The following is a 25216-nucleotide window of genomic DNA, read 5'->3' on the forward strand; positions in this document are numbered from 1 at the left end:
CAGTTGATTTAAAAAATAGGACCCATAGGGAGGAAATTGTTTATGTCAAGGTATAATCGTAGTGACATTGAAAGAATAGCAGAAGAGCAAAATGTGAAATTTATTCGTCTTCAGTTTACTGATATATTAGGAACGATTAAAAATGTTGAGATTCCGATTAGCCAGCTTGGAAAAGCGTTAGACAATAAAATGATGTTTGATGGTTCTTCAATTGAAGGTTTTGTTAGAATTGAAGAATCTGATATGTATTTATTCCCTGATTTAGATACATGGGTAGTATTTCCTTGGACAGCTGAAAAAGGGAAAGTGGCCCGCTTAATTTGCGATATTTATAATGCTGATGGAACACCATTTGCGGGAGATCCACGAAATAATTTGAAACGTGTATTGAAGGAAATGGAAGAGTTAGGTTTCACAGATTTTAATCTTGGGCCTGAACCTGAATTTTTCTTATTTAAATTAGATGAAAAAGGGGAACCTTCATTAGAATTAAATGATAATGGGGGATACTTTGACCTTGCACCAACCGATTTAGGTGAAAATTGTCGTCGGGATATCGTATTAGAACTTGAGGAAATGGGATTTGAAGTCGAAGCTTCACACCATGAAGTAGCACCTGGTCAACATGAAATTGATTTTAAATATGCGCATGCATTAAAAGCATGTGATGATATACAAACATTTAAGCTCGTTGTTAAAACCATTGCCCGAAAGCATGGTCTGCACGCAACATTTATGCCTAAACCATTGTTTGGTGTAAGTGGATCCGGTATGCACTGCAACTTATCACTGTTCAAAAATGGTGAAAATGCTTTCTTCGATCCAAATGGTAAAATTGAATTAAGTGAAACGGCATATCAATTTATTGCTGGCGTAATTAAACATGCAACGAATTTTACCGCGGTCACCAATCCGACTGTAAACTCTTATAAACGTTTAGTCCCTGGTTATGAAGCACCATGTTATGTTGCTTGGTCTGCTAGAAACCGTAGTCCATTAGTGCGAATTCCGGCTTCACGTGGATTAAGCACACGCATTGAAGTCCGTAGTGTCGATCCTGCAGCAAACCCATATTTAGCAATGGCTGTTTTATTAAAATCAGGATTAGATGGTATTAAAAATAAACTTAAAGTTCCAGCACCGGTTGACCGAAATATTTATGTTATGAATAAACAAGAACGTGAGGAAGCAGGAATTATTGACCTTCCTGGAACATTGAAACAAGCATTGGAAAATTTAATTTCCGATGAAGTAATGACAAGTGCTCTTGGTGAACATATTCTTGAACATTTCCTAGAAGCAAAAGAGATTGAATGGGATATGTTTAGAACAACAGTCCACCCATGGGAACGCGAGCAATATATGCAAATGTATTAATAGTGAAACCCCTTGATACCATTGGTATAAAGGGGTTTTGTTTTTAATAAAAATCTTGCTTAATGAATGATGTGACGGTAAAGACCAATAACTTTTCCTAAAATAGAGACATTGTTTAAAATGATTGGAGCCATTGTTGAATTTTCCGGTTGAAGGCGGAAAAAATCTTTCTCCTTAAAGAAACGCTTTACTGTAGCTTCATCATCTTCTGTCATAGCAACGACGATATCCCCATTATTAGCTGTTTGTTGCTGGCGGACAATTACGTAGTCCCCATCTAAAATACCTGCTTCAATCATACTTTCACCGACAATCTCTAACATAAAGATATTCTCATCAGCGGGTGCTAATTGTTCCGGTAATGGGAAAAACTCTTCAATATTTTCAATGGCAGTTATAGGCATACCAGCGGTAACTTTACCTAATAAAGGAACATTCACGACGTTTTGTTTAGGAATGCTTTCTGATTCAAAATCGAGAATTTCGATTGCCCGTGGTTTAGTAGGATCTCTTCTAATTAATCCTTTTGTTTCTAATCTTGACAGATGACCGTGTACAGTAGAACTCGAAGCAAGTCCAACAGCTTCTCCTATTTCGCGTACAGATGGTGGATACCCTTTTGCTTTCACTTCTTGTTTTATAAAATCCAGTATATCCTGTTGCCTTTTTGAAAGTTTTGTCATTATACACACCCCGATTATTTCGTAACTTTTAGATTAATTTTATTATAGCATTTCTTAACTAACTATACAAACATAAGTTCGAAAAAAACTGTTGACTAAAAACAAGTGTTCGCATTATAATAAAAATAAATAAACGAACATACATTCGAAGGAGGTTTTTTATATGCTTATTCTATGGAAAAAATACTCTTATGTTATTATATTAATTGTTCTATCATTAATTATAGGTTTATATGCAACAAACACTTTTATAGATGACAAAAACTATCAGCAAATCACTGTATCCAAAGGACAATCACTTTGGAAAATTGCTCATATGTATTCAGAAGAACATTCAATGAATCCTAATGATTTCATTGAATGGGTAACGAATAAAAATCATTTAACAAGTAGTAATATAAAAGCTGGAGATAAAATTGTCATCCCTGTTAAAATGAAAAAACAGTTGGATGACAGTAATCAATATGCTTTAGATTTGGAGTAATAGAAATGATGAAAGCAGTAATTTATTGTCGTGTTAGTACAACAAAACAAACCCAAGAAACATCACTTGAAAGGCAAGAGGCTGAACTAATCGAGATGGCTAAAATTTATAGATTCGATGTTGTTCAAGTGATTCATGATCAAGAAAGTGGCTATCATTTAGATCGTCCGGGGATTATAGAAATTCTTGACCTTATAAAAGAAAAAAGCATTGATGTGCTATTAATTCAAGACGAGACGAGATTAGGCAGAGGGAATGCAAAAATTGCTCTTTTACATTGTCTTTTTAAAGAAGGCATTAAAGTTTATAGTATTTCTCATCAAGGTGAATTAGAATTGTCCGAATCAGATTCCATGGTTCTAAATATTGTTAGTATGGTGGAAGAATACCAAAGGAAATTACATAATTTAAAAATAAAAAGAGGGATGAAACGGGCAGTTGATAAAGGATATCGTCCAGAATTGAATTTAAAAGATCATGGGAATATTCAAGGGCGTGATCGAAAGGAAATGCCTATCGATGAAATAGTCCGTTTGCGAAAGAATAACCTTACATTTGCTGAAATAGCAGCAACACTTAGAGGATTTGGATATGATGTTTCAAAAGCAACAGTGCATAGAAGATATCAAGAATATGTAAAGCAAGAATAACTACGAATGAAAGCTTAAGCTCTTTTCTTGATAACAAAGTATTTATCTAGTACTATTACTGTATCTTATACTGGAAAAGATAGTAGTTTCTATAGAAAAGGAGTAGCTATATGCTTTCTAAAGATAAAATAGCAAGAATTAATGAACTATCGAAAAAGTCTAAAGGAAAAGGACTAACTAATGAGGAAGCTAAGGAACAATCTCGTCTTCGACGCGAGTATTTAGAAAGTTTTCGTTCATCCATGAAAAATACGATTGAAACGGTACGCGTGATTGATCCGGAAGGAAACGATGTAACTCCTCAAAAAGTCCGCAATATCCAAGCGAATAAAAGATTACATTAATAATTAAATTAGTTCTTTTGATAAGGCTGACCAATCAGCCTTTTTTCGTGTATATATAATAATTCATTTCAATAAAAGATAAAAAACTATACTTTTCTTTAGTTGAGTTATAATATAAACATGTTTAATATTAATATTGGACTATATGATAGAGAGGATGTATAAAATTGTTTGACAATACAGACCAATTAGCAGTAACTACGATAAGAACACTTTCTATTGATGCGATTGAAAAAGCCAATTCAGGTCATCCGGGATTACCTATGGGCGCCGCACCGATGGCTTACACACTTTGGACTAGATTTATGAACCATAATCCGAAAAATCCGGAATGGTTTAATAGAGATCGGTTCGTTTTGTCAGCTGGACATGGTTCAATGTTACTATATAGCCTACTTCACTTGGCAGGATATGGTTTAAGCATTGATGATCTTAAACAATTCCGTCAATGGGGAAGCAAAACACCTGGACATCCAGAATTTGGACACACTAAAGGAGTCGAAGCAACTACCGGTCCATTAGGACAAGGAATTGCGATGGCTGTTGGCATGGCAATGGCTGAACGTCATTTAGCAGGTGTTTACAATAAAGATAAATTCGATATAGTTAATCACTATACATATGCACTTTGTGGTGATGGAGATCTCATGGAGGGGATATCCAGTGAAGCTGCATCATTAGCCGCACATTTAAAACTAGGTCGTTTAGTTGTATTATATGATTCAAATGATATTTCACTAGATGGTGATTTAGATAAATCATTTTCAGAAAGTGTGGAAGGACGATTTAAATCATATGGATGGCAATATCTTCGTGTAGAAGATGGAAATGACTTTGAAGCCATTTCTAGAGCACTTGAGGAAGCAAAATCCGATGTTACTCGCCCAACTATGATTGAAGTTAAGACAGTAATTGGATATGGTTCACCTAATAAATCCGGAAAATCTGCAGTCCACGGTTCTCCGCTCGGAGCAGATGAATTAAAGCTAACGAAAGACTATTATAAATGGACATTTGAAGAAGATTTCCACGTTCCGGCTGAAGTTTATGATCGTTTCAATGAAAAAATCGTAGAACCAGGTATTGAAAAAGAACAACAATGGGAACAACTTTTTGCAGAATATAAAAAGCAATACCCAGAGTTGGCTGCACAATTAGAACATGCCATCAAAGGAGAACTTCCGGAAAATTGGGATAAAGATATTCCTGTTTATGAAGAAGGAAAGAGTTTAGCAAGCAGAGCTTCCAGTGGTGAAGTTTTAAACGCCATTGCAAAAAATGTTCCAACCTTTATTGGCGGTTCAGCCGATTTAGCTGGTTCAAATAATACAATGATTAAAGGTGAAAAAGACTTTACACCTGAAAATTATGATGGACGGAATATTTGGTTTGGTGTTCGTGAATTTGCGATGGGTGCTGCAATGAATGGAATGGCATTACATGGCGGATTACAAGTTTATGGAGGAACGTTCTTCGTATTCTCTGATTATTTACGACCAGCAATCCGTTTAGCAGCGTTAATGAACCTGCCAGTAACCTATGTATTTACACATGATAGTATTGCGGTAGGTGAAGATGGCCCTACGCACGAACCAATTGAGCAATTACCATCTTTACGAACAATGCCTAATCTTTCTGTTATTCGCCCAGCGGATGGGAATGAAACAGCTGCAGCATGGAAACTCGCATTGACATCTAAGGATAAACCGACTGCACTTGTTTTAACACGACAAGGTTTACCTACGATTAAATCAACTGCAGAAAATGCTCAAGAAGGTGTCGCAAAAGGTGCTTATGTAGTGTCTCCATCTGAAAATAATCAAGCGGACGTAATTTTATTAGCTTCTGGCTCAGAAGTTAATCTTGCAATTGAAGCTCAAAAAGCATTATTAAATGATGGGATTCAAGCATCAGTAGTAAGTATGCCATCATGGGATCGTTTCGAAGAACAGACGAAGGAATATAAAGAGTCAGTTATTCCAAAATCAGTGAAAAAACGCCTTGCTATCGAAATGGCAGCTCCATTTGGCTGGGAACGTTATGTTGGTGATGAAGGAGAAATTTTAGCCATTAACGGATTCGGAGCATCTGCACCCGGTGCAAAAGTGATGGAAGAATACGGATTTACTGTAGAAAATGTAGTATCGCGAGTTAAAGCGTTACTTCAACAATAAAAAGTTTGGGAGGATAACCTTGTTATCCCCCTTTTTTAATACTTTATTTTCTTTCCGTTGTAATAAAAAATTGCTTTTCGACAAAAAAATCACCTATTTGAAACAGTTTTTGACAAAAAAATCAGAAATATTAGTCTAGAATAATAGGAAAGGATAAAAACTCGGGAGTGAAGTATCATGCGTGCCTATCAAATCTATTTAATAGAGGATGAGGTTGCAGAGTATTATTATGGACGGGAAAGAATGTTTTTTGATTTATTTTTGGAATACTATCAAGTAAAAGGTATTCTAAAACAAATTTTAGGTAAGCAAATAGAGTATATAACGAAACCAATACCTGTATTACATATCCATCATTTACTTGGACAAGCTTTTTCAAAGAAAAAGGATTTTGAACATAATAATAATTTTTATCGTTACATCGAAAATGACCTGTTCAATGGAGTAGAGTTATTTGTCGATGATTATATGCTTAGGCTGAATGCATGGGGGAACTATGACTCGGAATCGGCCTTTTTAGAAGTTTTGCGAAAATATGATGGACGATTACTTGCGATGGACCTCGAAAATGAGAGATTTGGCTGGTTGAAACCAATAAAAGAAAGAAAATTCGTTTGAAACATAATTGAAATATTGTATAATGATTGAGGATTTAGTACACTGTAAGATAGACAACATGAAGGAGGATTATTATGGCTTGGTATGTATACATTATCATACTTGTAGCTCTATTAGCTGGAGTTGCACTAGGATTTTTCATAGCACGTAAATATATGATGAACTACTTAAAGAAAAATCCGCCAATCAACGAACAAATGCTAAAAATGATGATGACTCAAATGGGTATGAAACCATCTCAAAAGAAAATCAATCAAATGATGAATGCGATGAATAAACAACAAATGAAGTAATAGGATAGAGCTATAAATGATGTTAGAAAAGGGACAGCCTTTATGATAACTATCATCTTATAGCTTTATTTTTTTTGGAAAATGTCTCTTCTTTGTTATCGGAAAATTTGGTAATATTAGAAAGGGTTTTTTATTTTGATTAATGAAATATCTTAAATAAAGTTTACAATTTTTTGACGGACAGATGGGGGATAAAATGAGGGTTTTCATTGATTTAATGTGGTTTTTTAAGCAGGAAAAGAAAGCATACATATCGGGAATACTGATTTTAGCAGTTGTGGCAGTGCTGCACCTTATTCCACCCAAAATCGTGGGGTATATCGTTGATTTAATTAAAGAGAATGAATTAACTAAAGGCACGCTAATAAAATGGATTATCGTTTTGATTGTGACAGCATTAGCTATGTATGTTTTGAGATATTATTGGCGGATTATGATTTTCGGTTCTTCTTTGAAATTAGCACGGATTTTACGAAATCGTTTATTTAGCTATTTTACGAATATGTCATCTTCATTTTATCAGCAAAAACGTGTTGGTGATTTAATGGCTCATGCAACAAATGATTTGCAGGCAATCCAAGGGACGGCGGGTTCAGGAGTGTTAACATTTGTTGATTCACTTTTGACGGGTGGTTTTGTAGTTATTGCTATGGCGGCAACGATTAGTTGGAAATTAACACTAATCGCATTAATACCAATGCCGTTTATGGCAATATTAACGAATTATTATGGATCATTGCTCCATAAAAAGTTTCATAAAGCGCAAGAAGCCTTTTCATCGTTAAATGATAAAACACAGGAAAGTATAAATGGAATAAAAGTGATTAAAACATTTGGTCAGGAAAAGGAGGATATAGAGTCTTTCCGAGCTCAATCCGCTGATGTAGTCAAAAAAAATGTAGCTGTTGCGAAAATTGATTCCCTTTTTGACCCGACCATATCTATCGTAATTGGTTTATCATTCTTTTTATCTATTGTATTTGGAGCAAAATATGTCATTTCAAATGAATTAACGATTGGACAGTTAATCTCTTTTACTACCTATCTTGGTTTACTCATTTGGCCGATGCTTGCGTTTGGCAGTCTCTTTAATATTTTGGAGCGGGGGAGAGCCTCCTATGAACGAGTAAGTAACTTATTGTCAGAGCCTAAAGAAATTCTTGATCGTCCAAATGCAATAAATACTATCCCAACAGGTTCAATCGAATATAAAGTAAAGTCATTTCACTATCCGAATGAAACGAAGCCAGTGTTAGAAGACATCCACTTTCAGTTGAAACAAGGGGAAACACTTGGGATAGTAGGAAAAACGGGCGCTGGAAAAACAACTTTAATCAAACTTTTACTGAGAGAATTTGAAGGGATAAATGGAACAATATTGTTTGGAAATAATAGGATTTATGAATACCGGATTGACAGATTAAGAGAATCAATTGGTTATGTTCCGCAAGATCATTTCTTGTTTTCTTCAACTGTAAAAGAGAATATTGCTTTTAGTGATCCACTAATTGACCAAACTTTTATCGAGAAGGCGGCGAAAATCGCCCATATCCATGATGACATTCTTCAGTTTACAGATGGGTATGAAACAATAGTAGGAGAAAAAGGTGTTTCTTTATCTGGGGGACAAAAACAAAGAATTTCCATTGCCAGAGCGTTGTTAAAAGATCCGGAAGTGCTCATTCTCGATGATTCATTGTCGGCAGTTGATGCCAAAACGGAAGAGGCGATTTTAAAATCGTTAAAGGAAGAACGTTCGGGAAAAACCACGATTATTACAGCCCATAGACTAAGTGCGATTAAACATGCGAATAAAATTATAGTACTTGAAAATGGGAAAATAATTGAAAGTGGAACACATGATGTATTAATGGAAAATGATGGTTGGTATAAAGCGATGTTTGTCAGTCAGCAGCTTGAAGAGCTTGTAGAACTTGGGGGAAAGTAAATAATGGATAAAAATATGACGATGACGGCTAAAGAACAAAGGATGATACTAATTCGCTTGATGGCATATACGAAACCTCATTTGAAAATGATGTTCTTCGCCTTTTTTCTATTGTTACTAGCAACAATTGGTGATATTTATGGTCCGATTATCGTAAAGGTGTTTATTGATGATTATTTAACACCTAGACATTTTCCATATCAAGCACTTGTAAATTTAGCGGTTGTATATATTTTAATTCAAGTATTTAAAGCGATTATACAGTATTATCAGCTATTTAAGTTTCAGGAAATTGCCGTAAAAATCATTCAGCAATTGCGGATTGACGTGTTTACAAAGGTCCAAAATTTAGGAATGAGATACTTTGATCGAACACCCGCAGGAAGTATTGTATCGAGGGTAACAAACGATACGGAAGCGATTAATGATATGTTTGTAAATGTCATGGTTACTTTTATTCAAGGAGTCTTTTTAATTATAGGGATCTTTATCGCGATGTTTGCGTTAAATGTAAAACTTGCCGTTTTTTGCTTATGTATACTGCCTATATTAATTTTTATCATGGGACTATACCGCAAATATAGTTCTGTCTTTTATCAAGATTTAAGAGAGCGTCTTAGTCAATTAAATGCAAAGCTAAATGAATCTTTGCAAGGAATGTCAATTATCCAATTGTTTCGGCAGGAAGCACGGTTTCGAAAAGAATTCGCTAGTATCAATGAAAAGCATTTTAAAGCCGGGATGAAAAATATTAAGATTGATGGACTCCTACTACGTCCGGTAATTGATCTCATCTATGTATTTGCATTAATCATTGTTTTAAGCTATTTCGGTATTTCTTCCTTTCAACATCCAATAGAAATTGGTGTTTTGTATGCATTTGTCAATTATTTAGATCGATTTTTTGAACCGGTAAATCAAATGATGTTTCGCTTATCGATGTTTCAACAAGCTATCGTTGCCGCAACAAGGATATTCAAAATAATTGATGAAAAGGAAACCGCACCTAGTCAAGAGAGTGGGAATGATTTAAAAATTGAAATGGGTGAGGTTGAATTTAGAAATGTAAGCTTTTCATATGATGGCAAAAGAGAGGTTTTAAAGAATATCTCCTTTAAAGTGCTGCCGGGTCAAACGATTGCTTTAGTAGGTCATACAGGTAGTGGAAAAAGTTCAACGATTAATTTAATGATGAGATTCTATGAATTCACGAGAGGAGATATTTTAATAGATGGTATATCGATTAAAAAATATCCTCTTGAAGAATTGCGCGCAAAATTAGGTTTAGTGTTACAGGATCCTTTTTTGTTTTACGGAACAATACAAGATAACATTCGGCTTCATAATCCAAGTTTAACCGATCAAAAAATTCAAGAAGCTGCAAAATTTGTGCAAGCACATACATTTATATCCGAGCTTGAAGGTGGTTACCACCATAAAGTTGTTGAGAGAGGATCAACCTTGTCGAGCGGGCAGCGTCAATTGATCGCGTTTGCTCGAACAATTGCAACAGATCCGAAAATATTAATATTAGACGAAGCGACTGCAAATATTGATACGGAAACAGAAGAAGCTATTCAAGATGCATTAAATCATATGAGAAAAGGTCGCACAACAATTGCTATCGCACATCGCTTATCTACTATTCAAGATGCAGATTTAATATTAGTTTTGCATCAAGGGGAAATAGTTGAACGCGGAAATCATCAGGAGCTTATTGCCTTAAATGGTTTATACCATAAAATGTATTTATTGCAAAATGGTATAAAAGAATCGATCCATCCAATTACTTCTTGAAATAACTAAATAGTAAAAAAAACGAGTGGTACTCGTTTTTTTACTTTATCTTTTTCACATTCTATAATATATTTATATGGATCATGGAGAAATTGCAGATTTATTTTGCATACTTAGATGAAGATATTGATTTAACAAACGATCTAATTCTTGACTATATTGAATGGCTAATGAAGATGAAAGCCCTTCCTTCCTAACTACTTCTATTAAATCAGCCCGTTTTTTTTCAATTTGTTTTGAAAGATGATCATTTTTCACGGTTGATTTCCTTTCGTACTTTATTTAATCTAAGTATACCCAATCTTTTACACTTTTTCAAAAGTTTTTCTCTTTATTTCCATAAAAAATTAAATAATTTCGTTTATCTTTGATAGTTTATGACAGAAAATATACATAAATATTATTGTACACAAAAACTTCACACAATATCCAGTCATATATAATAGGGAACTTTGGTAAAATGAAGAAAAACGTATCAGGAGTTGTTTAGCATGACTGAAGTAGATTTAAATATATTTCTAGCGCTAGGTGCGGGATTTTTAAGTTTTATATCTCCATGTTGTTTACCGCTTTATCCAGCGTTTGTATCCTATATAACTGGCATGTCAGTGAATGAATTAAAAAATGAAAATGCTATGTTACAGAGGCGAAGTCTTTTACATACTTTATGTTTTATTCTTGGATTTTCAATAGTTTTTATTGGACTTGGTTTTGGTACTTCGTTAATTGGTAGTTTGTTTAAGGATTATCAAGATTTACTTAGACAAATTGGTGCAATTATCATTGTAATTTTTGGATTTATAATTGTTGGATTTTTAAAACCGGATTTTTTGATGAAAGAACATCGTTTTCAATTTAAAAATAGACCGGCTGGTTATTTTGGATCAATTTTAATTGGACTTGCTTTTGCTGCAGGATGGACACCTTGTACAGGCCCAATATTAGGGGCTGTAATTAATCTTGGTTTAAATAATCCCAATTCTGCACTGCCTTATATGATCGCCTATATCATCGGTTTTGCAGTACCATTTTTTATTCTTTCTTTCTTTATTGGAAAGCTTAAATGGATTCGTAGAAATAGTAATAGAATTGTTAAAATAGGTGGTTATATTATGATTGTAATGGGAATCTTCTTATTTTTTGATTGGATGACAATGCTTACCGGCTATATGTCCGCTTTTTTTGGAGGATTTAAGGGATTCTAATATTCTTTTTGAACGGAAAATTGTATGTTTATGGTTTGCACCGTATTAAAAATATTTGCTATATTTATTATATATGCAATTAATTATCGTTCTGTTAGTTAATTACATATAAGATGAGGGGGAAACATCTTTGGCTAAAGTATTAGTAGTTGATGATGCTAAATTTATGAGAGTAACCTTACAGAAAATGTTAGAATTAGCTGATCATGAGGTAATTGGTGAAGCTGAGAATGGCCGGGAAGCGGTTGAAATGTATCGCTTACTACAGCCTGAAATAGTCACAATGGATATTACTATGCCCGAGATGACTGGTATTGAAGCTGTAAGGCAAATCATACAAGAGTTTCCGGAGGCAAAAATCATTATTTGTTCCTCAATGGGACAGCAAAAAATGGTTATGAATGCAATTGATGCGGGAGCAAAGGATTATATCGTTAAGCCATTCAATGAAATTCGTGTGAACGAAGCAATCGATCGTGTTCTAAAATAAAGTTATTTAAATATTCCTGTTGATTAAGTAGGTAAACGAAGGTGTCTTTTATATGAATGAATCATATTTAGTGAGATAACCTTCTTTTATTTGATTTCGTTTTTGGGAGAAATCCGTTATAATAGATAAGGCATTTACAAGCTTATATAAACATCAAAGTAAAAGAGGTTGATCATATATGCTCGAAATAATTGTTTCATCTATTTTTGCCTTGTGCATGGGACTTTTTGTTATATTTGTCCGGATGAAAGCATCACATAAACCAGCATCAGCAAAGAAAATAATTTTACCTCCTATCTTTATGAGTACGGGTATGCTAATGTTTGTTGAACCATTTTTTCGAGTTACGTTATCCGAAATTGTCGAAGCGGTTTTGGTAGGAATGCTATTTTCAATCGTTTTAGTAAAAACGTCTAGATTTGAAATTCGAGAAAATGATATATATTTAAAAAGATCAAAAGCGTTCGGATTTATCCTAATCGGCCTTCTTTTAATAAGGCTAGTAGCAAAGCTTATATTGAGTGCCGAAATAAACGTTGGGCAACTTAGCGGAATGTTTTATTTATTAGCATTTGGAATGATTGTTCCTTGGCGACTAGCGATGTATATTCAATATCGTAGATTGCTCGGCACACTTAATAATGATGTGCAGATTAAAGGGATATGAAATTGAACGTCTAATTTAATATAAGTTTAAAAAGTGAAACGCATTCGTTTCGCTTTTTTATGTAAATTTATAATTTATTCTTTAGAATTCTCTAGTTCAGTAATAACAGATTTTCCTCCATTTCTTGTATAAAAAAATAAACCGCTAAAAAAGCGGCGATTTTCTTTCCTATTGGAACAAATGTTCATAAGGTGTTTCATCTATTTCCATTTGACGTAGTTTTTTTCTTAAAAACTTATGATCTCGCTTTGGTGTTGCTAATATATATCCTCTAATTACATGCTCGCGATTTATTTGTTTTGCGTTCTCTTCGAGCGCAACTTCACCAATTTTTCCAGCGATTTTCTGTCTTGCCACATCTCTAAATAATTCGGGAACCGGACTCACTAATTCCTCTAATAACTCCTTTTGATCAGGAGTCCAAAGATTACGCGTTTGATTTACGTAATGTTCTTCCCAATCTAAAATCGATTTCCCATCTTCTTTTGGAAGCCTCTTTAAAAACTTTCGAAACATAAAGAAACCGCCGATTGCAAATAAACTAATTAATATGACTACCCAAAACAAAATAAACCATAAAAACCAGCCATTTAGCATGTGCTTCACCTCAATCTATTTAAAGCATATCATTTTCTATTATAGACAATTTGGAAATGTTATCACAAGTAAAATACAAGGAATGATTATAGGAAAATTAAATAAAATAGTTCAAGGAGAAAATTTTATTCGTTCAATAGGTCTTTTTACCTATGGATTTATTGTGAGATTTTCATATTCTAACATAAATCCATTTTCGTGGGTCGGAGGGTGATTGAATGGATCAATTAGATTTCCAAAAACGAATCGATCACTGTAAAAGTTATCAAATGCTTCAAGCCGAAGCACAAATCATTTTAGGAATCATGCAAAATGAGCCGTGTAACAGTAAAATGTTTGCTGAATATATAACTCTTCTCAATAAAATACATGTTAAATCCAAAGGATTTAATAAATGATACAATAAGTAATACTCTGCTTTTTTATGCAGGGTTTTGCTTTTTTGATCCTATGACATAATTCCTTCATTCAATTTCCCTTCTATTAAAATGCTTCATTTTGATATAATAAGAAGAATATAAAAAGCACCTGAGGTGATTTGAATGAAATTTATTCATACAGCTGACTGGCATTTAGGAAAGCTTGTACATGGAATATATATGACAGACGAACAGCGGATAGTACTTGAACAATTTGTTAAATTGGTCGAAGAAGAAAAGCCGGATGCAGTGATTATTGCAGGAGATTTATATGACCGTTCCGTGCCGCCTACAGATGCTATAAATCTATTAGATGAGATATTATTTAAAATTAATGTAGAATTAAAAACTCCGATTTTGGCGATTTCCGGTAATCATGATAGTGCGGAAAGACTATCTTTCGGTTCAACATGGTATCGTCAAAGTCATTTTTATATGCAAGGTAAGTTGTTAAAGGAAATTAAGCCAATCTATTTAAATGGAGTTAATTTTTATCTCGTTCCATACGCAGAACCGGGTATTGTCCGTCAATTATTAGATGATTCATCTATCCATTCGCATGAAGATGCAATGAAATCAATAGTTGGACAAATAGAAAAGACAATGAACCCAAATGAACCCAATGTTTTAATTGGACACGCATTTGTCGCCGGTGGTTCGACAAGTGATTCTGAACGAATTTTATCTGTTGGTGGCACAGGAAGTGTTCCTGCCGATTGTTTTAGGCCATTTACATATACCGCCTTAGGACATTTGCACAGCCCGCATGCGATTAAACATGATACGATTAAATATTCCGGCTCCTTATTAAAGTATTCTTTTTCAGAAGCGAAACAAAGGAAATCTGTATCAATCGTCACAATTGATCCTAACGGTAAACTAGAAATAGAGGAGAGAATACTAACACCCCGACAAGATATGAGAGAAATTTCGGGATATCTTGAAGAGCTATTAGATCCTTCTTTTTATCAAAATCAAAAGATAGATGATTACCTCAAAGTAGTACTTCATGATGAAGGAGCTATATTAGATCCAATTAACAAACTAAGACAAGTGTATCCGAATGTACTGCATTTAGAGAAAAAGATCGATCAAATCGATGTAAAAGAAAAACTATCTATTAATACCGTAAAAAGACAATCGAAATCGGAACTTAGGTTATTTGAAGAGTTTTATAAAGAAATGACGACATCAGAATTTAGTCAAGAAAAAAGAGATTTGATGATAAGTATCATTGATCGGGTGAAAGGGGAGTCTCGTAATCTATGAAGCCATTAAAATTAATGATGCAAGCATTCGGCCCCTATGCGGAAAAAGAAGTGATTGATTTTACAGAGCTAGGCAATCGAACAATGTTTGTTATTTCCGGAAAGACGGGCTCTGGAAAAACGACCATTTTTGATGGCATCAGTTTCGCTATTTATGGGAAAGCAAGTGGTGAGGACCGTAATGGTAATGAGCTTCGTAGCCAATTTGCGAAAGATGAGCTGCCTACGGAAGTTTCATTGCAATTTTCATTAAGAAATAAAACCTACTTTATATGGCGTTCCCCGCAGCAAGAAAAGCGAAAAAGCCGTGGTGATGGCTTTACAACCGTAGGTGCTAAGGCAGAACTTTATTTGCTTAACGAGACTGGAGATAAGCAAATTTTAGCGGCGAATGTACGTGATACAGATGAAAAAATTAAAGAGATTATTCAATTGGATGCCAATCAGTTTCGTCAAATCCTCATGATCCCGCAAGGAGAGTTCCGAAAATTATTAACCTCTGAAAGTAAGGATAAAGAACAGATTTTACAAAGACTTTTTCATACAGAGTTGTATAAACGAATTGAAGAACAATTAAAGGAAGAAGCTGCGACATTAAAAAAATATGTTGAAGCGAAGATAGAAGAACGATCCATGGCATTGAAATCAATTTATCAAATTGAAAATGAAGACTTGCAGTCGGAAATTGAAGAAGACATCATTAATGACGTGAAAATAATTCCAATGTTAACGGCCGAAATCAAGAAAATGCAGCAAATGGCCGTGGAACTCCAAGTGAAAATGGAACAAAAAAAGTTAGAGCGCGATGAGTCCAAGAAAAAAGTCGATGAAGCGGAAACTCTTTTAAAACAATTTGCTAATCGCGACCGTCTCAAAAAAGAAAAAGATTTTTTGGAGTCTAAAAAAGATTATTATGATCAAATGAAAGTTGAAATTGAGCAGGCATATAAAGCCTCTAGATTAGAACAGCAAGATCAACTTTGTCATCGAATTAAAAAGGAATATGATACATATAAAGCGGATTTTCAACATTCAAAGAATCAGCTAGAACGGATAGCATCATTATTAGAACAAGCTGAAATTAGATTAAAACAAGAGGAAGAAAAATCAGATTTGCGTAATCGAATCGCAGATGAATTAGTTAAAGTAACGAATTTAAAAGACGAAGTTTACTCATTGGCAAATCGAAAAAAAGAGCTCCAAACTCTTGGAAAAGAATATAAAATCATTGAGTTAAAAATCGAACAAACTAAAAAACAAATCGAACAAATTGAAAAAAATATAAATGAGAAAAGAAATGAACAAAAATGGGTAGATGAACTAAAATTACTTTCATTGAAAAATGAAAAGGAATTAGATCAATTAACAAACATTATTCACAAATTACGAAAAATCGCTGATCTTATGCAAAAAGAAGCCAAAACAAAGGGTGATTTAGAAGAAAAAGGAAAGTTGTATGAATATGCAAAGGTAAGGCTTGAAGATGCTAAAAACACCCTTTCCACTTTAGAACGTAAGTGGCAGATAGGACAAGCAGGCTTATTAGCGCAAACATTAATAGAAGGTGACCCTTGCCCGGTTTGTGGATCTACCCATCACCCAAATCGATCAATCATACATGAAGAAATTCCTACCGAAAAAGATTTGAAAAGTGCGAAATTAGAAGTGGAAAAATTAGAAAATGAATACAGAAAGATAGAAACAAACTGGTTCGAAATTAAATCGAGCCTTACACACTTGAATGTCTCTATCGAAGAACAAAAAGAAGAGATGACAGTTATCATTCCAGAACTATCACTTGAAAATGTGGAACAAACGTTAAGGTTATACGAAGAAAAACTTGTGGAGAAAAATCAGTTAATTAACGAACAAAAAATGAAAATCTCACAATTTAATCAAATCGAAAAAGATATTGAACAACTGGAAGGTAAACGAAAACAGGAAAGAAACAATGAAGAATCATACTTAGAAAACGAAAGAGAAATCGCTAAGCGTTATACAGAGTTAAATACATCTATTCAAAGCTCATTGAAAAATATTCCAAATGAAATTCAAACAATAGATGTATATGAAAAGAAAGTTAAAAGTTTAACAAAGCAAAAACAACAATTGGAACAAGATTTTGAAAATGCAAAACTATACGTTCAACAGTTAAAAGAACAGCTTTCAGGAAATCGAGCTTCCAATGAGAAACTATTAGACTTATTAACAAAGTCAGAAGGAACATTAAAAGAAGAAAGAAAAAAGTTCATCAATATGTTAAGTGAAGAGGGATTTAGCGGATACCAACAATTTTCACAGGCAAAAAGAGAGAGAGAAACAATCAAACAACTAGAACAACAGGTTCAAAATTATCGAGAAGAGTTTCGCTCCGTTTCAGATCGTTATCAAGAAATAGAAGAGCTTCTCAAAAATGTTGAAAAGCCGCAAATCGATAGGTTAAAGCAACAATTTATCGAATTAGAAAACGATATGCAGAACTTATCTACCAACCATTCAAATATACTAATGAAGATACATCATAATGAAAAGATCGCTGACAAGGTAGAAAAGATTAATCTTACAATTAAAGAGTCAGAGGAAAAATATAAAGTAATTGGTCATCTATCCGATATTTCAAAAGGCCAAAATACGTATCGGATCACATTTGAAAGATACGTCCTTGCTGCATTTCTAGATGATATTTTGCAAGTTGCTAATACACGGTTAACAAGAATGACAAGTGGACGTTATCACTTACTTAGAAAAACAGATCGATCAAAGGGGAATGTCCAAAGCGGTTTAGAGTTATTGATTTTCGATCAATATACCGGGCAGGAACGCCATGTGAAGACGCTATCTGGCGGGGAGAGCTTTAAGGCATCTTTGGCACTTGCATTAGGACTTGCTGATGTTGTCCAACAGCACTCCGGCGGTGTTTCACTTGAAACGATGTTTATAGACGAAGGGTTTGGAACGCTCGATCCGGAATCATTAGACCAAGCGATTGAATCATTAATGGATATACAAAATAGTGGAAGACTTGTAGGGATAATTTCTCATGTTCCCGAATTAAAAGAACGCATCGATGCGCGACTTGAAGTTTATTCTAGTCAAAATGGTAGTAAAACAGAGTTTCATTTTCTAAATTAGATAGCACTATGGTTTTGAGGCATTATCTACCCACCCCTTCATATATTGTAAGGGGAGGTAGGATAATGTGATTATTTATTTTAGTTTTGTTGGATTGGCTTTCATTGGATCAATCGTTTGGAGTATGTTTCGGTTGAGGAAATTTGAAATTTATAAAAAACCATTAATTGAAGCAACCATCATTAACTTTTCACTACATATAATTGGATTAATATGGTGGATAGTGATCAATTGGGGTATTATATTAACGCTTATCCCCGGAATTGTTTACTATATTCTATCAATGTCGATAATAAACACAATTAATTGGCTTGTTCTTTCACTTTTTAAACCAAAAAAGCAGAAACAATCCGTTTTCCCGTATTAGTTATAGCTATATATAATTGAAGCTCTTTATTTGTGAACATGGTGGTGATACATATGGAAAAAAGTTATTATGTCGCAACAATCCTATTTGGGTGGATTATTCTATTAGCAATCGCCACCTTTTCGATTATTGCCTTTAAAATGGGATATTTCATTATTGGACTAATTTTTATCCTACTGACAATAGCCTCAATAATAATGAACATACTCTTTATACGTAAATGGTTTAAAAAACAACATGTATAAAAATTACGAACCCCTTTCATTTAAGAAAGGGGTTTTCGCAGGTGAAATGAGTTTGGAATTATACAACTACACCTTCTTATCGCTTCGATTTGAAAATACGATACCCAATTTTATTTGCTAATAGTGATGTGACATTTTGATGATTTTGGAGAATTTCCATTAGCTTAGGATCGATTGAAGGAGATATGTGAAACTCAGGTTGTTCCAAGTTATTATTGATATGTGAAGAAAGAGAATCCGAACGTAGCACATTGACCTTATGATAGCCAACTTCACGTAGAAGGGATATCCATTCATTCTCAGTTAGAACATGGGAAATTCCATATACATTAGAAATCATCATTGTATCTGATGAATGTAATGGAACTTCAGCTGTCATATCAATAGTAATTAAAATGCCCCCTTTTTTTAAAACTCTATAGTATTCCGTCAATGTTTTTTTGATATTTGTAAATATCGCTACTGATTCTGATAGAATATAATCATAGGATTGATCTGGAACAGGGATGTTTTCTACACTGCTTTGTATCGTTTTAATTGGGAGATGTCTCTCTTTAAATCGTTTTTTTGCCTTTTCAATCATGACTGGATGAATGTCTAAGGCTGTAACATCACATTTATACCTTTCTGCAAGATAGGCAGAGGTTTGTCCTGTGCCACATCCTGCATCTAAAATTTTAGTAGTAGGGGTAATATTTTCATTTTGAAAGATTTGTTTTGTTAAGGATAACCCTCCAGGATGCGCTCCCCCGACTCCATAATAAGCAAGGGCATCTTGATATGAATAGGCCAATATTTTTCACTCCTTCAATTTCCTCATTCCTTCACTATATGTTTAGAAGCTTGAAAGAGTTATATGTTTATTTTATAACTTAGTACGAATATCCCATAATTCGGGAAAAAAACGATGGTCAAGTACTTTTTTTAGGTAAGTAACACCAGCAGAGCCTCCGGTACCTTTTTTATGACCGATGATTCGTTCTACGGTTTTCATATGTCGAAATCGCCATTGCTGAAACGAATCTTCAATATCAACAAGTTTTTCGGCAAGTTCATATAAATCCCAATATTTATCAACATTTTTATATACCTCAAGCCAGGCGTTTTCTACGCTCGGATCCGCTTTATATGGTTGTGAAAAATCCCTCGTTAATAATTCGGAATGAATATGTAAACCATTTGCCGCCAATGCTTGAATGGAAACATCGTATAAACTTGGAGCTTGCAAGGCGATCTGTAACTGTTTATGCAAGTCGCTGTCTTTTTTATAGATTTCTAGTATATGGTGAGTTTTATATCCTAATGCAAATTCGATTAATCGATTTTGGTATGATTGAAAACCGGATGCCTGACCTAACTTATCGCGAAACTCCATATATTCTGCAGGTGTTAATGTTGCAAGCACATCCCATGCATGGATAATTTGGGTTTGTATTTTCGAAACTCGTGATAACATTTTAAAAGCAGGAGATAAATTCCCTTTTGAAATGGAATCAATCGCAGCCTGCAGTTCGTGTAAAATAAGCTTCATCCAAAGTTCACTTACATGATGGATTATAATGAATAGCATTTCATCATGATGATCAGATAATCTTTTTTGACTAGTTAGAAGAGTGTCTAGGTGGAGGTATTCTCCATAGGTCATACGATTAATAAAATTAGTATAAATTTCATTTTCCTTTGACATAAACTTCACACTCCTTCAAGCATTCTTAGAACTGCACGTACAGGGCTGCCGTCTGCTTCTTGAATAGGTAATGGCAGAGCTATCAATTCATAACGTCCGGGTTCTACATCTTTAAGAACGATATTTTCTAAAATATGGACGCCATTACTGGACAAGGCATGATGTGCATCTAAAGACTTACTATCAAGAGGATCGACGGAAGGAACATCTACTCCAATTAGCTCAATCCCTTTTTCCTTTAGAAATGGCCCAATATTAGATTGTAAATAAGGAATATTAGTAGGAAAAACTTCGGGATTTGTGGATGAATCCGTTTTCAATAATAGTCTTGATTCATTCCCTAAATCAAATCCTTGAAGTTCTTCTGCACCAATACTAGTAAACTTGGAAACATCAATCACTCTAGCCGGACCGATATAAATGGATAGCTTAAGATCCTTCACTCTCTTTCCATTATCATCAAAATGAAAGGGAGCATCTATATGGGTTCCAGTGTGGGTACTCATCGTAACCTTACCAATATTAACAGATCCACTTTGCTTCTTTGTTACTTCTACTTCATATGAAAATGGAGTATCTCCTGGCCATACCGCAATTGAGTTCGTCAATGGTTTTGAAATATCAATTAGTTTCATATGTACCTCCTAAAGATGTAACTTATCGAATCTATTATTATTATACAATATATGCTCAGAATATTTCGTGAAAAATACAGAAAGAATGGAAAGGTATCAATTCAAAAAAAAGCCGGCCATGACGACCGGAAATAAAAGGGGTTTAACTAGACTATTTGGGGGGGCCTAGTTTTAAAAAAGGTATTTGCTGCAATGTTCGTTGCAACTGTTTATATAGTAATCGATAAATCCTAAATCCAAATGAAAGCTAGATGATAAATTAATGAGAAACAAAATTGTCACAATTGAACAACCATTTCTCTATAAAAAATAAGATAATTTCACAATATTATTGTGGGATTATCTTATTTTACAAATGGATTTATTTACTTGCTGACCTATAATCCAAAAAATAGTAAACAGATACTATAGCATATTAATGCGGATTTGGAGTAAAATAGAATTGATAAATTTTCATTCCTATTTTCTCTTTATAAAGGCTATAATATGCTTACGCATTAATTTTTTAGGTTTGACTAACTATTAATCTATTAAATATAATTAAGTATTGATTATTTAAGTAAAAGGAAGAAAATTATGAGAAAAGTAGTAGTGACAGGTTTTGGTTTAAAAATTCCCGGAGCATTTTCAAAACACCAATTTAAATCAGTTTTAGAAAACGGAATCTGTACACATGAATTGGTACAAACAAAAGGTAAAAATGGAATTCATCAAATGGTTGCTGGAGTTATTCGTGATGATTTCCAAACTATAAACGGAAAAAATTATAAACGATATCCAAGATTAAGTAGAATAGCTATGGCTGCAACTGATGATGCAATAAAAATGGCACAAATCATATTTGAAAAGAATCAGAGAGTAGCAGTTATTTTGGGTACTTCCGCTGGAGGATTAAGAGAATTAGAAAGAAACTCAGAAAACTTTAAGAAATACGAGACTTTTCCTATAGAAAGTGTTTCATTAGGAGACCCACATACATTATCCTCTTCAGTTGCGACACATATCGGCGTGAAAAATCAATCTTATACACTCACTACGGGATGCGCAGCCAGTTCTGATGCAATATTACTTGGGAAACTTCTATTAGAAACAGGACAAGCTGATGTTTGTATTGTTGGCGGAGCAGATGCTTGCCTAGGAGACTGGATCTCATTAGGTTTTTTGAAACTTAAGTCTATTCAATTGGATGAGGATATCCTAAACACTGGAGTCCCATTTTCATTAAAGCATAAAGGATTTGTAATGGCAGAAGGTGCAGGTATTCTTGTTTTAGAACGTGAAAATGATGCGAAAATAAGAAAAGCCAACATTTTAGGTACCATTATGAATGGGTATGCTAATAATGACTCTTTACCAATGTATCAAACGGATTTAACTGGACAAACAATGGCAAAAGCGTTAAAAGGGGCAATTGGTAACTATATTCCTTCTTATGTTAATAGCCAGGCACTTGGATTAATAACTAACGATACAGTCGAATATAAAGCCCATCAATCCATGTTTGGTGCTAGTGTTCCTATCACTTCTATCAAAGGGATGATTGGACATCCATTTGGAGCGTCGGGAGCTATCCAGGTTATATCTGCTCTTATCTCGATGGAATATGGATTTATTCCACCAACAATTAAAACGAACGCAGATGGTTATGAGGATTTGCCGATCGTTTTAGAAACGCAATATCAAGAAATTAAACATGTTGCGATAACTACACATGGTAATGGAGGGAATAATACGTGTTTACTTATCTCTCGTTATCATTAATAGGTGTGATTATTTAATGTATATAATGATGACTTTATTTGCTTGTTTTCCTTTGATAATTGGAATTTTAGGGTTATTTATTTTGGAACGCTCTAGAATTTCAATTTCCTTATTTTTGTTTCTTATTAATATTATTTTATGGCAATTGAGTGTTGCGGTCCTTTATGCTCATAAAATATTTGACATATACACAATAGAATTTTTATTTAGGCTATTTAGATGGGGATCGATTTTTTTAGCCCCAAATTTAATGTATATATGTTACCTCTTGTTTACTGAACTATCTCCTAATTTTAACAAAAGTTGGTTGCGGTTTATTGTAAGCAGGTATACAGTTATTCTATTGTCCGCTTGGGGATTAGTCGTATTTTTAATCGGCATGAGTCCTTATGGTGTGAATAAGCTTGTAATGATGAATGGGATAGATGGATCAAATTTCTTGTTTCCCATTGGTGGAAAAGGTAGTGGATTCTATTTTTCCATGCTTATCATAATGTTTATTTGTCTATTTTTTTGTTTTCTATTATCAGCAAAAATTGAAGATAAGCAGATGAAATCCAATACAAGACAATTTATAGTAGCTACTACGTTAGGTTATACTATAGGCTTTCTAAATGTTTTCCCACAAAGTAAATTACTAGGGAGTAGTTTAGCAGTTATTGTTTTTGCTACATCTATTTTCATTACAATAATAAGAATTCATCAAAAGAAAATTAAGAGTATGAATGATGAAATTAAAAAACACCAAGAGTTTTTGCGAACAACGATCGATATGAATCCTAGTTTGATTTATGCTATAAACGAAAAAAAAGAATTTACACTTGTAAATAAAGCTTTTGCTCAATTATATAAAAAGGTACCGAAGGAATTGGAAGGTCATTCGGTGGAAATCCTTTATGATGAAAAAGAGGAACAAAAACTGTATGAAATTAACGAAATGAATGAACAATGTGTTCCCGAGGAAATTACCTTGAATAAAAATGGAAATAAAATATGGTTACAATCAGTAAAAATTCCGATTGAAGCATATAATGATGAAAAAATTATTCTAGGTGTTTCTACCGATATAACGGAAAGAAAAAAACAAGAAGAAGAAATGAAATACTTAGCTTTTCATGATACATTAACGGGCTTGCCGAATCGTCGCAAGTTTAATATCGACTTAATCGAATTCACAGAAAATGCAAAAACTCACAACAAGCATTTCGCGGTCTTTTTTCTCGATTTAGATCGATTTAAATATATAAATGATACAATGAGCCATGCAACCGGAGATACGTTACTCTCATTAGTTGCATACCAACTAGAAACTTGCAGTGAAGAAAATGAAGACTTTTTAGTATACCGAATTGGCGGAGATGAATTTACAATCATTTTACCGAATAGCCGTGCGATTGAAGCCGAGTTATTTGCTTTGAAGATTCTTAAAAAGTTTAAAGAGCCGCTAACGATTAAAGGAAATCCCCTTTTTATTACACCAAGTATCGGTATTAGTATTTTTCCAGAAGATGGCGAAAATGCGGAAACGTTGATGAAAAATGCGGACACCGCAATGTATTTCGTAAAGGAAAAAGGGAAAAATGGTTACAAATTATTTCAGTCTGATATGAAAGAAACGTTTTACCGTAAAATGATGATTGAAAAGGGATTAAGAAAGGCTATTGATGCAGAAGAATTTACATTAGTTTATCAACCGCAATTAGATTTAAAAAACAACGTTGTTATAGGTGCGGAAGCCTTGTTAAGGTGGAATAGCGAAGAATTTGGAATGGTTCCACCAAGTGAGTTTATTCCAGTTGCAGAAGAAGTTGGCTTAATAAATCAGATTGGTGAGTGGGTGTTACTAACCGCCTGTAAGCAATGTAAAGAATGGAATATTGAAGGTAGAGATCCAATAAAAATTGCAGTAAATATTTCAATGAAACAATTTTTAGAGGGGGACTTTGTTTACAAAGTATCTAGAATTTTAGATGAAACACAACTAAATCCTACTTATTTAGAACTTGAAATAACTGAGAAGATAGCCATGACCAATCATGAAAAAGTAATTGAGATAATAGAGTCTTTAAAATCATTAGGAGTTAGAATAGCCATTGATGATTTTGGTACAGGATACTCTTCTTTAAATTATTTAGGGAAAATCCCAATTGATGTACTTAAAATCGATCGATCATTAGTAAAAAACATTTCTTTGAATAATAAGAATGCAACAATTGTTCAAAGCATTATATCCGTCACAAAAAAATTACAAATAGATGTAATTGCCGTAGGAATTGAAACAAAGGAAGAATTACAATATTTAAAAAACATGGATTGTTATACCGGGCAAGGATACTTTATATCAAAACCGAAAGAACATCCGTTTAGTTGAAATG

At 33.8% G+C, this 25216-nt stretch carries 25 protein-coding genes; 19 read left to right on the top strand and 6 right to left on the bottom strand.

Going from position 1 to position 25216, the window contains the following annotated elements; genetic code table 11:
* Window positions 1-42 precede the first annotated feature (42 nt).
* A complete protein-coding gene (glnA, locus tag MKY81_RS13655; RefSeq protein ID WP_066233329.1) occupies window positions 43-1377 on the top strand; it encodes a type I glutamate--ammonia ligase in 1335 nt (444 codons plus the stop codon).
* A gap of 59 nt (window positions 1378-1436) precedes the next feature.
* On the opposite strand, the gene lexA is transcribed toward glnA, so the two are convergent.
* Complete coding sequence (lexA, locus tag MKY81_RS13660; protein WP_066233332.1) at window positions 1437-2060, bottom strand: transcriptional repressor LexA; 624 nt, start codon at window positions 2058-2060, stop codon at window positions 1437-1439.
* Between the two features lie 163 nt (window positions 2061-2223).
* On the opposite strand from lexA, the gene yneA reads away from it, so the two are divergent.
* The 8 genes from yneA to MKY81_RS13700 all read left to right on the top strand — a co-directional run bounded on the left by yneA (window position 2224) and on the right by MKY81_RS13700 (window position 10368).
* Window positions 2224-2544 (top strand): cell division suppressor protein YneA, encoded by a 321-nt coding sequence (yneA, locus tag MKY81_RS13665; RefSeq protein ID WP_341118058.1) that lies wholly within the window; start codon window positions 2224-2226, stop codon window positions 2542-2544.
* Window positions 2545-2552: 8 nt separating this feature from the next.
* Entirely contained in the window at window positions 2553-3194 is a 642-nt protein-coding gene (locus MKY81_RS13670) for a YneB family resolvase-like protein (protein WP_108070729.1), read from the top strand.
* 110 nt (window positions 3195-3304) lie between these two features.
* Entirely contained in the window at window positions 3305-3538 is a 234-nt protein-coding gene (locus MKY81_RS13675; RefSeq protein ID WP_066233338.1) for a DUF896 domain-containing protein, read from the top strand.
* Window positions 3539-3705: 167 nt separating this feature from the next.
* Window positions 3706-5712, top strand: a complete 2007-nt coding sequence (gene tkt, locus MKY81_RS13680; RefSeq protein WP_108070567.1) for a transketolase — start codon at window positions 3706-3708, stop codon at window positions 5710-5712.
* A 177-nt stretch (window positions 5713-5889) separates the two neighbouring features.
* A complete protein-coding gene (gene sirA / locus MKY81_RS13685; RefSeq protein WP_066233345.1) occupies window positions 5890-6330 on the top strand; it encodes a sporulation inhibitor of replication protein SirA in 441 nt (146 codons plus the stop codon).
* Window positions 6331-6404: 74 nt separating this feature from the next.
* Window positions 6405-6623: a YneF family protein gene (locus MKY81_RS13690; RefSeq protein ID WP_066233348.1), complete on the top strand. Its 219-nt coding sequence runs from the start codon at window positions 6405-6407 to the stop codon at window positions 6621-6623.
* Window positions 6624-6819: 196 nt separating this feature from the next.
* A complete protein-coding gene (locus MKY81_RS13695) occupies window positions 6820-8571 on the top strand; it encodes an ABC transporter transmembrane domain-containing protein (protein WP_108073229.1) in 1752 nt (583 codons plus the stop codon).
* Window positions 8572-8574: 3 nt separating this feature from the next.
* Window positions 8575-10368: an ABC transporter ATP-binding protein gene (locus tag MKY81_RS13700; protein WP_066233354.1), complete on the top strand. Its 1794-nt coding sequence runs from the start codon at window positions 8575-8577 to the stop codon at window positions 10366-10368.
* Between the two features lie 81 nt (window positions 10369-10449).
* On the opposite strand, the gene MKY81_RS13705 is transcribed toward MKY81_RS13700, so the two are convergent.
* Window positions 10450-10626 (bottom strand): aspartyl-phosphate phosphatase Spo0E family protein, encoded by a 177-nt coding sequence (locus MKY81_RS13705; protein WP_084347743.1) that lies wholly within the window; start codon window positions 10624-10626, stop codon window positions 10450-10452.
* A 233-nt stretch (window positions 10627-10859) separates the two neighbouring features.
* Here MKY81_RS13705 and MKY81_RS13710 point away from each other — a divergent pair, with 233 nt between their 5' ends.
* The 3 genes from MKY81_RS13710 (at window position 10860) to MKY81_RS13720 (ending at window position 12730) form a co-directional block, all read left to right on the top strand.
* Window positions 10860-11573 (top strand): cytochrome c biogenesis CcdA family protein, encoded by a 714-nt coding sequence (locus tag MKY81_RS13710; RefSeq protein WP_108073231.1) that lies wholly within the window; start codon window positions 10860-10862, stop codon window positions 11571-11573.
* Window positions 11574-11703: 130 nt separating this feature from the next.
* Complete coding sequence (locus tag MKY81_RS13715; protein WP_066233358.1) at window positions 11704-12063, top strand: response regulator; 360 nt, start codon at window positions 11704-11706, stop codon at window positions 12061-12063.
* Window positions 12064-12241: 178 nt separating this feature from the next.
* A complete protein-coding gene (locus tag MKY81_RS13720) occupies window positions 12242-12730 on the top strand; it encodes a CcdC family protein (RefSeq protein ID WP_066233361.1) in 489 nt (162 codons plus the stop codon).
* A 168-nt stretch (window positions 12731-12898) separates the two neighbouring features.
* Here MKY81_RS13720 and MKY81_RS13725 read toward each other — a convergent pair whose 3' ends face one another.
* Window positions 12899-13327 (bottom strand): DUF2621 domain-containing protein, encoded by a 429-nt coding sequence (locus MKY81_RS13725; protein WP_108073233.1) that lies wholly within the window; start codon window positions 13325-13327, stop codon window positions 12899-12901.
* A 218-nt stretch (window positions 13328-13545) separates the two neighbouring features.
* Between MKY81_RS13725 and MKY81_RS13730 the strand changes: the two genes are divergently transcribed.
* From MKY81_RS13730 to MKY81_RS13750, 5 genes are all read left to right on the top strand, one after another.
* Entirely contained in the window at window positions 13546-13725 is a 180-nt protein-coding gene (locus MKY81_RS13730) for a hypothetical protein (RefSeq protein WP_066233367.1), read from the top strand.
* A 144-nt stretch (window positions 13726-13869) separates the two neighbouring features.
* Window positions 13870-15015 carry an exonuclease SbcCD subunit D gene (locus tag MKY81_RS13735; protein ID WP_108073234.1) on the top strand — a complete coding sequence of 382 codons (1146 nt, stop codon included), beginning with the start codon at window positions 13870-13872 and terminating at the stop codon, window positions 15013-15015.
* Window positions 15012-18146, top strand: coding sequence for an AAA family ATPase (locus tag MKY81_RS13740; RefSeq protein WP_341118061.1), 3135 nt, complete (start codon window positions 15012-15014; stop codon window positions 18144-18146). Before MKY81_RS13735 ends, MKY81_RS13740 begins: the two co-directional genes overlap by 4 nt.
* A gap of 67 nt (window positions 18147-18213) precedes the next feature.
* On the top strand, window positions 18214-18513 hold the full coding sequence (locus tag MKY81_RS13745) for a hypothetical protein (RefSeq protein WP_341118062.1): 300 nt from the start codon (window positions 18214-18216) through the stop codon (window positions 18511-18513).
* Between the two features lie 53 nt (window positions 18514-18566).
* A complete protein-coding gene (locus tag MKY81_RS13750) occupies window positions 18567-18758 on the top strand; it encodes a hypothetical protein (RefSeq protein ID WP_341118063.1) in 192 nt (63 codons plus the stop codon).
* A gap of 76 nt (window positions 18759-18834) precedes the next feature.
* Here the strand turns inward: MKY81_RS13750 and MKY81_RS13755 are convergent, their stop codons facing one another.
* The 3 genes from MKY81_RS13755 to kynB all read right to left on the bottom strand — a co-directional run bounded on the left by MKY81_RS13755 (window position 18835) and on the right by kynB (window position 21080).
* The gene (locus tag MKY81_RS13755; protein WP_341118064.1) at window positions 18835-19551 is read right to left on the bottom strand and encodes a class I SAM-dependent methyltransferase; all 717 of its coding nucleotides are present in this window, start codon (window positions 19549-19551) and stop codon (window positions 18835-18837) included.
* 72 nt (window positions 19552-19623) lie between these two features.
* Entirely contained in the window at window positions 19624-20445 is an 822-nt protein-coding gene (gene kynA / locus MKY81_RS13760) for a tryptophan 2,3-dioxygenase (protein ID WP_341118065.1), read from the bottom strand.
* Window positions 20446-20450: 5 nt separating this feature from the next.
* A complete protein-coding gene (gene kynB, locus MKY81_RS13765; protein ID WP_341118066.1) occupies window positions 20451-21080 on the bottom strand; it encodes an arylformamidase in 630 nt (209 codons plus the stop codon).
* Between the two features lie 576 nt (window positions 21081-21656).
* Between kynB and MKY81_RS13770 the strand changes: the two genes are divergently transcribed.
* Both MKY81_RS13770 and MKY81_RS13775 read left to right on the top strand, forming a co-directional pair.
* Complete coding sequence (locus MKY81_RS13770; RefSeq protein WP_341118067.1) at window positions 21657-22841, top strand: beta-ketoacyl-[acyl-carrier-protein] synthase family protein; 1185 nt, start codon at window positions 21657-21659, stop codon at window positions 22839-22841.
* A 307-nt stretch (window positions 22842-23148) separates the two neighbouring features.
* Window positions 23149-25212 carry a sensor domain-containing protein gene (locus MKY81_RS13775; RefSeq protein WP_341118068.1) on the top strand — a complete coding sequence of 688 codons (2064 nt, stop codon included), beginning with the start codon at window positions 23149-23151 and terminating at the stop codon, window positions 25210-25212.
* The last annotated feature ends 4 nt before the right edge of the window (window positions 25213-25216 follow it).

Source organism: Heyndrickxia sp. FSL W8-0423 (assembly GCF_038009395.1).
Classification (GTDB): Bacteria; Bacillota; Bacilli; order Bacillales; family Bacillaceae_C; genus Heyndrickxia; species Heyndrickxia sporothermodurans.